Origin of the sequence: Vibrio cholerae, assembly GCF_008369605.1 — a bacterium.
In the GTDB taxonomy this organism is placed as follows: domain Bacteria; phylum Pseudomonadota; class Gammaproteobacteria; order Enterobacterales; family Vibrionaceae; genus Vibrio; species Vibrio cholerae.
This window is the reverse complement of the sequence record NZ_CP043554.1, coordinates 997,904-1,010,515: the sequence shown is the minus strand read 5'-3', so window position 1 is coordinate 1,010,515 and position 12,612 is coordinate 997,904. Positions and strand designations below refer to the sequence as shown.

Below are 12,612 nucleotides of genomic sequence, written 5' to 3'. Positions count from 1 at the left end.
AGTAATGACCCAGTGTGAAACACTGAACGATGGAGTGACAATGAAAAGATTGATCCCACTGCTGCTGTTGCTGATTGCAATGCCCAGCATGGCGGCTCGGCAGTTTGATATTGAAGTGATCATTTTTAAACGAGCAGTAGATGCGGAAAAAGTGAGTGAGTCTTGGCCTAACAGCTTACCTGCCATCAATGTTGATCGCGCAGGCAGTTTTGCCGATGTTAGCTTTCGCCAAAGTAAAGGCGTAACACTATTGCCAAGCTCCGCTTATCAACTCAATAGTGAAGCGCAGAAATTACGCAACCACGCAGGCTTCAATGTGTTACTGCATACCGCTTGGCGTCAAAATGATCAGGGTCGCCAATCCGCTCCTGTATTCCATATTCAAGCAGGTCGAGATTTTTCTGGGCAGTTTCAAGCCAATGGAAGCCCAGTTGGCAGCACAGTCACCGCCCCCGTAGATGGTGTCAGTGAAATGAGCATCGCCAACCCGCTGTATGAACTTGATGGCACTTTACAAATTTACGTTCAGCACTTTTTGTTTGCTGAAGCCGTGCTGGATTTGAAAAAGCCCTCGGTACGCGAAGTCGTATTGCAAGACTCGCCTTTAGAATTGGGCACTAATGAAGAACAAGGCGCAACGGTACAAGCCGGCATGCTTGAATCGGTCTCACCTAAAGTTCAGGAAGAAACCTTCCTGAAAAGCTATCGTCTCGATCAGAAACGCCGTATGCGCAGTGGTGAAACCCACTATCTGGATCACCCTCTCATGGGCGTGATCATTCAAGTCCGCCGCGTTGCTGAGTAAGACTCGATCGTGAGTTTGAATACGCGCTTTAAGCGGATTCAAACTCACCCCCTTCTAGAGAGCAGAGTTGTTAGTGCCACCTCCCGTCTGTTTCAAAAATGATCCACTCTCTCACATTTAATGAGTGGATTTGTCTATCAAACAAGAACTCGCCTTTATAAGCCTTTGAGTGGGTTGAACCCTCTAGTATTTGCCACTGATAATCTTATCGCTCTCAGCATATCGTTATTGATGCCACCATCTCTTCCACGTATTTGCGCATCAATCTAACGAGAGAGTAAGGAAACTCATTATACAACCCACTCGAACTGTCAAGAGAGATGAAGGTCAAGCCATGAAACAGACAAAAACGTTGACCGCGATAAGCGTTCTCGCGTTGAGCCATTTAATGACTCAAAGCACCGCATTCGCGTCAAGCAGCAGTGATATACAGACCAAATTGAAATGGTCTTGGTCTACCAGCGTTTTTCATCCTGAGTCCAATCAGGTGATGGCCGCGCCAATTGTCGTACAACTCAACGACGATAATGGCGATGGCAAAATTGATGAGAAAGATGTGGCTGACATTATTGTGGTCACCTTTGAAGGTAATAAGTACGCGAATGGTGGTTATATCCGCGCCCTGAGCGGTGTGGATGGCTCTGAATTGTGGAGTTATAGCAATGGAGGCGTGATTGCCGATGCTCGCTATGCACCAGCAGCCGCGGATCTCGATGGTGACGGACTGATTGAAATCGTCTCCACCAGCGCGTTGACACCTTATATCAATATTCTAGACCACCAAGGCAACATCAAAAAGCAACTGCTGAAATCTGCTTCAGGCTGGCGTTCTGTAGGTGATATTGCACTGGCAGACATTAATGGCGATGGCAACATTGAAATTCTGGCTGCCGATGGTGTTTATAGTTACGAATCAGGCTTGCTCTTTAGTCATGATTGGGCACCAAGTTCGATTGCGTTTGATAGCAATGGCGATGGCCAACGTGAAGTCTTTGCCAACGGTACACTCTATCAAAACAACGGCGCTTACCTATGGCAATACCAAGCCAATGACACCGTTTGGTTCTCTTCCGTTGCAAACCTTGATGGCGATGATAAGCCTGAACTGGTCGTGTCGGTTCCAGCGTCTTTGAGCACACCCGAGAACAGTGAAATCGCTGTGCTTGAGCATGATGGCTCAGTGAAATGGCGAGTCAACAACCTCTCTAACCCAGGTGGTAGCGTACAAGCCGTCTCCAGTTTTCTGGGTAAACCAAGCTCCAGTGCAACCACTGTTGATGCTCAGTCTGCCGTTTATGGCTACACCGACTGGGCACATCAACAACGTGTTCTCGCAGAAAATCATCAGTTAGCGATTCGTTCTGGTGCTGTAGTCGATGCAATTGGTGCTAATAGCCAAAACATGATCGGCGGCAGCGGTGGCTCACTGAGCACAATTGATACCAGTAAAGTCCGTGCCATTGATGTGACTTACGGTAAAAACAAATACACCTGGAAGTATGGTGTCCTCGAGATGAGTTTTACTCTCGATAACGGCGCAAAAGTCACTGTGGGATCAAAAGATTCTGCGTTTACTTATCTAGGATTAGAGTGGAAAACTAAAACGGTTCCTTATCTAGGTGTTGAGTGGCGTACCAAAACCGTCTCTTACTGGTTCTTTGGCTGGCATACTAAACAAGTGGCTTATTTAGCGCCAGTATGGAAAGAGAAAACCATCCCTTATGCCGTTCCTGTGACACTGTCGAAATCGACCACAGTACGCTATGACATTCCACAAGGCTCACAGCTCTTGGGTATGAATGTATGGAGTAAAGAGAAACACCTCTTTAAACACAAACAGCAAGTCAATGCGGTGCAGTTCCTAGTTGGTAAAGTGACTGCTGACCAATCACACATGGGCATTGTGTACGCGGGTTACTACGCGGTTGACATGTACGATGCGCAAGGCAACAAAGTGTGGTCTGTGGCTAACGATGACCTGAACAGCGGCAAAATTGGTGTCTCCGCTTACGACTTTACCGGTGATGGTATTGATGAAGTGTTGGTTCAAGATCGTTTGAGAATGCGTATTCTCGATGGCAAAACGGGCCGTGTGATGGGCATTATTGCGAACTCTTCTGGCACCTTGTGGGAATACCCAGTCGTGGCAGACTTAGAAGGCAACAATAACGCTTCACTGATCATGGTTGCCAATGACTACGATCGCGAAAGCCAAGTCAACCACGGTGTGTTTGTGTATGAGTCCGCCAATCCAAGCAAGCCTTGGCGAAATGCGACTCGTATCTGGAACCAGTACGCGTTTAATTTCTCAGATATTAACGCCAACGGTACTATCCCAACGGATGCACAACCAAGCTGGTTAACCCACAACAGCTTCCGTTCAGCGACCATTCGCGTTCCGCTGAAGTAAAGATACTTCTGCCAGCCGCTCCATCCGGAGCGGCTTTTTTATCGCTATGCTCACATCTTCTTCCACTCTTACGCCACAAAGCCACTGATTTTCCACAAATCTTACTTCGTTGCTTATAATCAAGAGACGAGTGCATCGGATGATACCTTTCCTACTTGAAGCGCTGTGGTATTGGCTAGGTTCATTTCCCCAATAATAGAACTTTCTATGTTCATGGGGATGCTCCCACTTGCCTCCTAACTCCAAGTCGTTTGGGTATACATAAAAAGATAAAGGGATAAACCATGACTCCGGATTTTCAAATCGTCACTCAGCGCTTGCAGCTTCGCCTCATCACTGCTGATGAAACCGAAGAGTTGGTACAGTGTATTCGTCAGTCACAAACGCTTCATCAATGGGTGGATTGGTGCCATGCGTTGTTTAGCCAGCAAGAAGCAGAGCAGTTTATTCAAGCCACACGACTTAATTGGGTTAAAGCCGAAGCTTATGGATTTGGCGTATTTGAACGACAAACGCAAACCTTAGTCGGGATGGTGGCGATTAATGAGTTTTACCATACTTTCAATATGGCCAGTCTGGGGTATTGGATTGGGGATCGTTATCAAAGACAAGGCTATGGTAAGGAAGCGCTCACTGCGCTGATTTTGTTCTGTTTTGAACGTTTGGAATTAACACGTTTGGAGATCGTTTGTGACCCGGAAAATGTACCCAGTCAGGCATTAGCGCTGCGCTGTGGCGCCAATCGAGAGCAGTTAGCACCCAACCGCTTTTTGTATGCTGGCGAGCCGAAAGCCGGCATTGTGTTCTCTTTAATTCCATAGCCTGTCTATGTTGATAGACATACACTGACTGGCCGCCTAACGGCCCCCCTTCGTTTGGGGATAGATAAAAATCAAGCGGCTACGAGTGCCGCTTGATTCTATCTAACATGATTAGTGTAGCTTGAGGTTTGGACGCAGAACGCGGTTAATACGCCCCACCAACATCATCAAACCGGTTTTAATCATGCCGTGCAGCGCCATTTGGTGCATACGGTATAAAGAGATGTACACCACGCGAGCAATACGCCCTTCGACCATCATAGAGCCACGAGTTAAGTTACCCATTAGGCTACCGACCGTTGAGAAACGGCTGAGGGAAACCAGTGAGCCATGATCTTTATAAACGTAAGCTTTGAGCTCGCGGCCATACATTTTGGCCACAATATTACGAAATGCCAGTGAAGCCATTTGGTGCGCCGCCTGTGCGCGAGGTGGTACAAATTTGCCATCCGCCTGTGTGCACTGGGCTAAGTCGCCAATGACAAAGATGTCATCATCACGTGTGGTTTGCAGTGTGCCTTTCACGACCAATTGGTTAATCCGGTTCGTTTCAAGGCCTGCGATGTCTTTCATGAAATCAGGTGCTTTGATCCCAGCAGCCCAAACCATGATGTGCGCAGAAATCTTTTCGCCATCTTTGGTCGTCAGGCCATCTTTCTCCGCTTTGGTCACCATGGTCATCGTGCGTACATTGACGCCTAACTTGGTCAGCTCTTGGTGTGCTGCCGCCGAAATGCGTGGTGGCAGTGCTGGCAAAATACGCTCACCCGCTTCTATCAAGTTCACGTTCAGCTTGCTTGAATCGAGGTCACCAAATCCATAAGTGCGTAACTCTTTGACCGCATTATGTAATTCAGCCGATAGCTCAACACCTGTTGCGCCCGCTCCAACGATAGCGATATCCACAGAACCTTGACCGTTTTTCGCGTGCAGCTTCAAAAACTCGTTGTTCATTTCCGTACGGAAACGGTTCGCTTGCTCTGGGCTATCTAGGAAAATACAGTGCTCCTTCACGCCCGGTGTATTGAAATCATTAGACGTCGAGCCAATCGCTAATACCAGAATATCGTATTCTAAATCACGCTTTGGCATCAGCAGCTCACCATGCTCATCTTTCAGTTCACTGAGCGTGATCGTTTTACTTTCACGATCAATCGACGCTAAGCTACCCAGCTGGAAATCGAAGCTATGATTTTTCGCATGTGCGCGGTAACTCAGCGCATCTACGCCTTCATCCAATGAACCTGTTGCCACTTCATGCAACAAAGGTTTCCAGAGATGACTTGAATTGCGATCCACCAAGGTTACATTGGCTCGACCTTTGCGCCCGAGTGTGCGACCCAGTTTGGTCACCAGCTCTAAACCGCCAGCGCCACCACCTACAACGATAATTCGTGTCACAACAACAATCCTCAAATAAAGATGAATAATTATTATCCAGCCCGATTGCTCGTGCTGAGGGAATCTGTTATCGCCATGATGCGTTTAACATCCAGCAGACTTGGGTGAGGTTTGGTTACTCTCAGTGGCACGTTACTCGGCAGCAAAAAGCTGCGCTAACACAAATAATCGGCAAGTTTTCCACTCGCTCTCAATTTATTTTGATATTTATCAACAAATCTTAGTGCTGGTCATTATATAGGGCTGATTTCATCACGCAACCACAGATTCAGTCATTCTCATTAGATTTTTTGTGGGTTTGGATAAGTAAAAACAGCCTCTAAAAGAGGCTGTTCAAGATCGCATCGCTTAGGGAAACTAAGCCGCTTTGAAGGCTTTCATCGCTTGCAAATGATGAGAGATTTTTTTGAATTTATGCGTTTGAGTGTCATCCCAAACAATGTCGTAATAGTCTTGCAGCTCTTGCGCGGTTTTCTGGTTATCGTGAATTTCATCCTGACGGGACAGGATCACCAGACAACGACCTTGATTCTTGGCTCGGAATTTTTCAACGCATTTGGTGGAGATGTCTTCGTACTCTTCTGGGCGATCAATGCGCCCCTGCATCGTCAATTCAGGATGCAAGTTAGGGTTAAAGATAACCTGCTTTATTCCACACAAAAAACCAATCCGCTCAGACCAATAACCACCGAGCCCGACACCGCAAATCAGTGGATTTGGATCGCCAGACTGCTCGATCGCCTTATGCACCTCTTTCAGTAGATGTTGCATATCATGTTTGGGATGTAAGGTGCTGTAATTAATGAAACGCACATCGCTATCAATGAATTGCAATTGCAGCACTTTTTCATGGTTACCCGGGCTATTTGAATCGAATCCGTGTAAGTAAATAATCATAATGTCTCCCCCGTTCCTTGAGGTTTTAATCTACCACGAAGAGTATGGTTTTAAACAGCCTAGTAGACTATCAGTAAAGAGAATTTCACCGTAAAGAGAATTTGAACCGCATTTCTCCAAACAAGGTTACCGCTGACGGCAGCATCCGCTCATCACGTAATGCTTGGTTATGCTTTTGGCTAGCCTTGGTTCGACTGCAAAGTCTGTGCAAGTTGCTGCGCCTGATCTCGATAAAGTTCGTCAGCCCAAAGTTGATAAGCCAATAGATACCAGAGCATTGCCATCATAGTGGTACGCGGTCGCCAAGCTTGAACACCAGAGACCCAAGCATCGATATCGGATAATTCGCGCCGTTGGCAGTAACGGAATACCGCATCAAGTACGTTTTCACCCGCGACATCAATACTCAGCGCTAAATCAATGCGCGGATCGGCCAAGGCGGCGTATTCCCAATCGATGACTCTTTGTCCTTGCTCGGTTTTCACCATGTTATAGCCAGCCAGATCAAAGTGACAAAGCACTTGCCCCACATCGGTGAGATTGGGCACAGACCGCCACTGCTCATAGAGCGCTTTAACCTCATCGGTTTTCAGGTCATCTCGGATCTGTAGCCAGTAGTGGTCAACTCGACCAAGATAGTTAAAAGGCGCTACTGGAATACGATGGATATCCAACTCATGAATGCGCGTTTGCGTTTTCAGTACCACGTCAAAAGCGACACCATCACGCAGTGATTCGCCATCGATCCATTCCACAAGCAAGCCGTGTTCATTAACCAGTTCGGCTTTCGGGCCGATATGATCATGCTCAATCGCTTTGAGGATTTGATACTCTTGAAATCGAGAAATAGAAAAGGCTTTGGTAATAGGCGTTGCTGGACGCCACACGAAAGCACGATCGCCCGCAACGATTTTCCAGCAACGATTAGTGAGACCTCCGGTCAAGGTCTGCGCATATTCTGGCGGCACAGAGAAAAAGTGATTTAATGACAACAACGATGGATCCAGTGCGCTTGCTTCTCGCCATGCAATCTTTGCCATAACCAACTCCTTCCCTGTGCTAGTGGATTACAAACCGAGTAAGCTCTTTGACTGTTGCTTACGGATTTCGGTTTCGTCAGCCCACTCGATTAAACCTGTTTGTAGATCCATCAAACGCATGGTCATCTTGTAGTAGACATCTTTATCACTACCCGCGTTTTTCACAATGCTCGATAGATTGCCGTACAGCATGTATTGCGCGCCGACCATCTTACCAAACTGGATCGCTGTGCTTTGGTTGACGAGTTCGTCATTATTCTGGAAGTTCAACTGATCGCGAACCGCTTCAACACGATCCATATCGACGAAACGGAACTTGCCTGAATTGAGCATCTTGGTGCTGATGGTGTCTGTGATCGATTCGGTATCAATATGTTCACTGGTTTTGTTCTTAATACGTTCAACAAACACAATCGGGCGACCATCGCGAGTGATGGCAGAAACCGAGCCTGACATCATCATGCTATCCACCATTTCTGCAGCAATTTTTTGCAGGTCGGTCGAACCAAAGTCAACATTGACGGTTTCTACCGCTTGCACATCACCATAGCTCACTTTATTCGAACATCCCCCTAAGATAACCGCCAAACCTAGCAGGGCAATGACACTTTTTTTCATCGTGATTCCTCTTAAATACGTATTTTTATCGATCGCTTATTCGACCGCTTTTTTATTGATCGCTTTCGCGGATCTGGACGCGAAACTGCTTACCGTTTGGGTTCACCGAAACCTCAGTCAGTGACACTGTTTCCATACCTCGCAAAATGATGGTTTTCCATGGGCTTAACTTGGTATTCACTTCAAGCCCATCATTGTCATACCAATAAAAACGGTACTGCACATGCACATCGCTTTTTTGGTTACTCTGCAAACGAACCACGCCTCGAGTATGTCCATCCACTTCCGTGGTTGAAATGTCCTCAATACTTAAGCTTTTGCTTAAAGCGCTGTCGTTAAATAAGACTTGCTGTGATGCGCCATCCACTCGCAAACCCGCAGTGTTAGCACTGCATCCCACTAAGAGTAAAGCGGTTAATACTGCTAATAGCCACGTTCTCATTACCGTATCCCTAGTTGTTTATGCCAAATTGTCACATTGTTACCTTGGTGAGATAGCCAAACTAACGCTGTGCCATTTTCTGGAACATGAAAGGTATAGTGAGTCCCTGCAATATCCAGCACTTGATCACCCGCTTTCACCACTTGGGTGGCCGTATTGACTGTGGCGGGCAAGGTTAACCAGCTGCGTGTATCAGGCTGCTCCGTTAACGTATTCCAAATATTAAACACTAAATTGGCGACATCCTCTTCCTGAGTCGTCTCTTTGCGTAATTGGTCTTTGGCGACCACACGCAGCGCTTGGCGCAGTACCAGCGCAGGCATTTGCTCCGTTAATGCCTGCTTAGCCATCAAATCCACATCAGTAACTGGCATAGAGGCCAAACTAGCGCCATTTAGACTGATCGGTACACGACTCTGCGCCACCGACGATGGATAATAAGGCAGAGCCAAAGAATACAGCGCCGTATTGCCACGACTGTCAGACAAAGGTAAAGAGAGTCGCCACGCTTGCTTAGGTTGTACTATGCCCTGCTCTTCTATGACGATGACTCGGCCTTGCGCAGAGGTTAAGCGTTTAGGCTCACCATATTGCTGTTTAAGAAGCTTGAGATCTTGTTGCATGCCAAGCCGAGACGCGACTCGAAGTGTTCCATCAATAACCGATGGATTATTGGGGGCAACCGCCAGTGCTCTGCGATAGTCAACATAAGCCGAGTTCAAATCATTATCCGCTTCATAAAGCAACGCCGAAAGATACAACAGATAACCATTTTGTACCGCTTGTAAGGTTTTTCCGGCATCTGGATATTGTGCAAGCACACTGCCTAAGTTCGGGGATAATCCTTGTGAGCGCATCTCTTGCTCCGCACTAGACAACTCTTGTTCACGGCGTTTTTTAGCGGCTTCCTGAACTTGGTTAGCGCGGCGCATTTCAACTAATGCACCATCCAGATCATTATTGCGCACATAATTTAGCCCTAAGTACAGGTGCAAAAAGCCCAATTCATAATCGGCAGGCTCATACTCATTCAAGTTATCGTTGACCGCCAGCGAACCCACACTGGTCGCTGTACTACTCACAGAGATGATCGCTCGATCTTGCTGCTGTTTAACCGCCAAATCTGCAGCAGCCAAACTTTGCTGGCTTTCTGCGTATTGCTGGCTAAGAAAATAAACCCGCCCTTTTTCAAGGTTGTCTAACACTTCACCGGCGACATAATCGGGCAATAACTGCGTAGCTTGTTGGTATTGCCCTGCCGCAACAGACTGATATAAATCACTGTTTTGCGCACTGTAATGGCTAAAAAGATTGCCCGCAGTGAGATTGGCACACCCCGCGAGCAGTAGTGAAGTAAGAGTGAGGCTACGTATAGGTCGTTTAATGTATTGAACCACGTGATTCGTCACCATCAACATCGGAGAATGAAGTTAGCCCATCAAAAGCGGTCCAAGCGGACGACCACCCACCAAATGCATATGGATGTGATAGACTTCCTGACCCCCGTGTGAATTACAGTTCATGATCAAGCGGTAGCCATTTTCGGCGATCCCTTCTTGCTCAGCGATTTTTTTGGCGACAGTAAACAGCCGACCGAGTGCTAATTCATCTTCAACTTCAACATCATTGACCGTTGGGATGAGCTTATTGGGGATGATCAAAATATGGCTTGGCGCGCGCGGATGAATGTCTCGAAATGCAGTGACCAACTCATCTTGATAAAGAATATCAGCGGGAATCTCTCTACGAACGATTTTGCTGAAAATGGTTTCTTCCGCCATGACGTACTCCATACAAAGGTTTTGATTAAGAATTTTTCTGGCTTGAGTATGCGTCAAGGCATAGTAAAGCTCAATAAAAAACACCGTACAGTTAAAAGAACCTGAGCAAGCTCACTGGTGAAAGGTTTTTTTTGCTGTATTGGTCATAAAACGCGTTTCCCAACCTCAATACAATAATGACTGTTTTGTTACTTTTTTAAGACAAATTTGTCTTTGATGAATTCTAATAACAATGAGTGATTTTCGAGGGAGAGAAATTATGCAGGGTTCCGTTATTCGGCGTATGTATGCCGGTTTTGCGCTGATCATCATCATGTTTGTGGTGACTGTCGCCATCATGCTTCGTGGCATGAATCAAATTCACAGCAATTTTGAAAGTGTTTCAACCGCTGCATTGCCTCTCGTCTCTCTCTCTAATCAGACGAGTGTTCAACTCTTGTCTGCCGATAAATCGTTTAAAGACTTTCTAACTACGCAAGATACTTCGCTCATGGACGGTATGCGTCAAGAGTTTGCTCAGTCTAAACAGCGCTTTCAATCTGTTTTGGCGGAACTGAGTCAAGCCAGTGTGAATCATCCCGAACTGGCACAGCCAATCACGGAATTAAAGCAGCTCGAAACCCGCTATTTTAGTGAAGCTGACCTCGCCATGGATAACTATCAAGCCATGTTTGCCGCTCAAGCTTCCGTGCAAAAGTCGACTCGTGAGTTCCAACGTCTTCATTCAGAACTGAGTGTCGGGATGAAAGAGTTTGTCGATGACAACGACAGCATTTCGGTCAAAGTGATGGCCAAAAGCTACTTCATCAAATTAAAAGATGCCGAAGTGATCACTTCTGATGCCTTAGCCAGTTCAGATGTCGCCTTTGTGGAAAAAGCGGTCAATCAAAACAAAAAAGCGGTTACCCACCTAAACTACGCGTACCGTGGCCTCACCACGCAGATGCCACAGTTGAAAGAGCGCTTTGATGAGCCAGTCGCGAAATTTACCCAAGACATCGGCCAAAAAGGCGGCGTACTGGATCAACACAATGAATATCTGCAAGCTCGCGCTGCGCTCTATAACAATATTGCCAACCTCGCCAATGAAGTGGACAAAGCGATGACCATTTTAGGCGCGTTTAACCAAACGGCGACCGATGACCTGAACCAATCCCTTGCTGAAGCCGGCTCCGTTTACCAACAAGGTGCGATTAAAGCGGTAGTGATTGGTATTGCCGTCGTTCTATTGGCAACTGCGATTGGTTACCACATTGCGCACAGTGTGCGTGAACCCGTAACTCGGATCCTCAAAACCTTAGAAAGCCTCACCCAAGGCAATATGACGCAACGAATTGAGATTCGCTACAACAACGAATTCAGCCGCCTGAGCCGTCACATCAATAGTCTTGCCGATAACCTGCACGACATTTTAGTCAAACTCAACAGTGCCTCCGATGATTTGACCGCGACAGCATCGACAAACCAAACGACCTCACTGAGTGCACAAAACAAGCTCAACAGTCAACGTGAACAGACCTCTAGCGTCGCAGCCGCAATGACGGAAATGGCTCACTCGGTGCAAGAAGTCGCCAATAGTGCGCAAAATTCACTGGCGATGGTGCAACAAGTCGAAACCGCATCGGAGTCAGGCCGCCAGATCATGAGCACCAACATCAGCACAATCCGTCAACTTGAAACACGCTTAATCGAGTCAGTCGAGGCGGTCGGCGACTTACGCAAGATGAGCAGCCAAATCGGCTCTATCTTGGATGTCATCCGCAATATTGCTGAGCAGACCAACCTTTTGGCGCTCAATGCTGCGATTGAAGCGGCGCGTGCAGGAGAACAAGGCCGCGGCTTTGCGGTGGTGGCGGATGAAGTTCGCGTTCTTGCGCAGCGCACAACGCAATCGACGTCAGAAATCGAATCGATGATCAGCAATCTGCAATCCAGCTCTTCATTAGCCAGTAAGGTTATTGAGAGCTGTATGCAAGATATGGAGCTCTCCGTCGAACAAGCTTCCCATGCCAACAGTGCCATGGAAGAAATTCAAGCATTGATCATCGAAATCAGCCATATGAGTACGCATATCTCTCAAGCGGCCGGTGAGCAAAACGAAACCACCACCTCGATCGCTCGCAGCATCGAAGATATCAACCATATCTCGGATGAAAGCTACCAAGCGATGTCACAAATTGCGCAAACCAGTGCGAATTTGACCGCACTCGCCAACCAACAGAGTGAGTTAGTCCATAGGTTTAAACTCTAATCCGATGAACGGCTAGCACTCTTGCTAGATACTCTTACTGTCAATTTTTCCACAAAGAGCGACTTTTCATCAGAGTCGCTCTTGTTTTTTCAACACCTCATCGTTATATGAGTAACAAGCTTGCGCCACTTTCCCCTCCACTCATG

11 protein-coding genes are annotated in these 12,612 nt (G+C 47.0%); 4 read left to right on the top strand and 7 right to left on the bottom strand.

Annotation, left to right across the window (positions count from 1 at the left end; genetic code table 11):
- Positions 1–40: 40 nt before the first annotated feature.
- The 3 genes from F0316_RS04820 (at position 41) to F0316_RS04810 (ending at position 4,036) form a co-directional block, all read left to right on the top strand.
- Positions 41–805, top strand: coding sequence for a peptidoglycan binding protein CsiV (locus tag F0316_RS04820; RefSeq protein WP_000825630.1), 765 nt, complete (start codon positions 41–43; stop codon positions 803–805).
- Between the two features lie 334 nt (positions 806–1,139).
- Positions 1,140–3,215: a beta-prism lectin domain-containing protein gene (locus F0316_RS04815; protein WP_001905430.1), complete on the top strand. Its 2,076-nt coding sequence runs from the start codon at positions 1,140–1,142 to the stop codon at positions 3,213–3,215.
- Between the two features lie 284 nt (positions 3,216–3,499).
- Positions 3,500–4,036 carry a GNAT family N-acetyltransferase gene (locus tag F0316_RS04810; RefSeq protein WP_000186701.1) on the top strand — a complete coding sequence of 179 codons (537 nt, stop codon included), beginning with the start codon at positions 3,500–3,502 and terminating at the stop codon, positions 4,034–4,036.
- 111 nt (positions 4,037–4,147) lie between these two features.
- On the opposite strand, the gene F0316_RS04805 is transcribed toward F0316_RS04810, so the two are convergent.
- The 7 genes from F0316_RS04805 to hinT form a co-directional block, all read right to left on the bottom strand.
- A complete protein-coding gene (locus F0316_RS04805; protein ID WP_000196857.1) occupies positions 4,148–5,437 on the bottom strand; it encodes an NAD(P)/FAD-dependent oxidoreductase in 1,290 nt (429 codons plus the stop codon).
- Between the two features lie 357 nt (positions 5,438–5,794).
- Positions 5,795–6,334 (bottom strand): alpha/beta hydrolase YcfP, encoded by a 540-nt coding sequence (gene ycfP, locus F0316_RS04800; RefSeq protein ID WP_000587948.1) that lies wholly within the window; start codon positions 6,332–6,334, stop codon positions 5,795–5,797.
- 179 nt (positions 6,335–6,513) lie between these two features.
- Positions 6,514–7,374, bottom strand: a complete 861-nt coding sequence (locus F0316_RS04795) for a phosphotransferase (RefSeq protein WP_001062357.1) — start codon at positions 7,372–7,374, stop codon at positions 6,514–6,516.
- Positions 7,375–7,401: 27 nt separating this feature from the next.
- Positions 7,402–7,992, bottom strand: coding sequence for a penicillin-binding protein activator LpoB (gene lpoB, locus F0316_RS04790; RefSeq protein ID WP_149560249.1), 591 nt, complete (start codon positions 7,990–7,992; stop codon positions 7,402–7,404).
- Positions 7,993–8,044: 52 nt separating this feature from the next.
- Complete coding sequence (locus F0316_RS04785; RefSeq protein WP_001261381.1) at positions 8,045–8,434, bottom strand: YcfL family protein; 390 nt, start codon at positions 8,432–8,434, stop codon at positions 8,045–8,047.
- Entirely contained in the window at positions 8,434–9,852 is a 1,419-nt protein-coding gene (locus tag F0316_RS04780) for a COG3014 family protein (RefSeq protein WP_000930350.1), read from the bottom strand. Before F0316_RS04780 ends, F0316_RS04785 begins: the two co-directional genes overlap by 1 nt.
- A 12-nt stretch (positions 9,853–9,864) precedes the next feature.
- Complete coding sequence (hinT, locus tag F0316_RS04775) at positions 9,865–10,215, bottom strand: purine nucleoside phosphoramidase (protein WP_000807128.1); 351 nt, start codon at positions 10,213–10,215, stop codon at positions 9,865–9,867.
- A 259-nt stretch (positions 10,216–10,474) separates the two neighbouring features.
- On the opposite strand from hinT, the gene F0316_RS04770 reads away from it, so the two are divergent.
- On the top strand, positions 10,475–12,466 hold the full coding sequence (locus tag F0316_RS04770; protein WP_001162066.1) for a methyl-accepting chemotaxis protein: 1,992 nt from the start codon (positions 10,475–10,477) through the stop codon (positions 12,464–12,466).
- Positions 12,467–12,612: the final 146 nt, after the last annotated feature.

Coding starts and splice junctions, on each gene's coding strand:
- F0316_RS04820 (WP_000825630.1), top strand. CDS start 41: ATGAAAAGATTGATCCCACTGCTGCTGTTGCTGATTGCAATGCCCAGC.
- F0316_RS04815 (WP_001905430.1), top strand. CDS start 1,140: ATGAAACAGACAAAAACGTTGACCGCGATAAGCGTTCTCGCGTTGAGC.
- F0316_RS04810 (WP_000186701.1), top strand. CDS start 3,500: ATGACTCCGGATTTTCAAATCGTCACTCAGCGCTTGCAGCTTCGCCTC.
- ycfP (WP_000587948.1), bottom strand. CDS start 6,334: ATGATTATTTACTTACACGGATTCGATTCAAATAGCCCGGGTAACCAT.
- F0316_RS04795 (WP_001062357.1), bottom strand. CDS start 7,374: ATGGCAAAGATTGCATGGCGAGAAGCAAGCGCACTGGATCCATCGTTG.
- lpoB (WP_149560249.1), bottom strand. CDS start 7,992: ATGAAAAAAAGTGTCATTGCCCTGCTAGGTTTGGCGGTTATCTTAGGG.
- F0316_RS04785 (WP_001261381.1), bottom strand. CDS start 8,434: ATGAGAACGTGGCTATTAGCAGTATTAACCGCTTTACTCTTAGTGGGA.
- F0316_RS04780 (WP_000930350.1), bottom strand. CDS start 9,852: ATGTTGATGGTGACGAATCACGTGGTTCAATACATTAAACGACCTATA.
- hinT (WP_000807128.1), bottom strand. CDS start 10,215: ATGGCGGAAGAAACCATTTTCAGCAAAATCGTTCGTAGAGAGATTCCC.
- F0316_RS04770 (WP_001162066.1), top strand. CDS start 10,475: ATGCAGGGTTCCGTTATTCGGCGTATGTATGCCGGTTTTGCGCTGATC.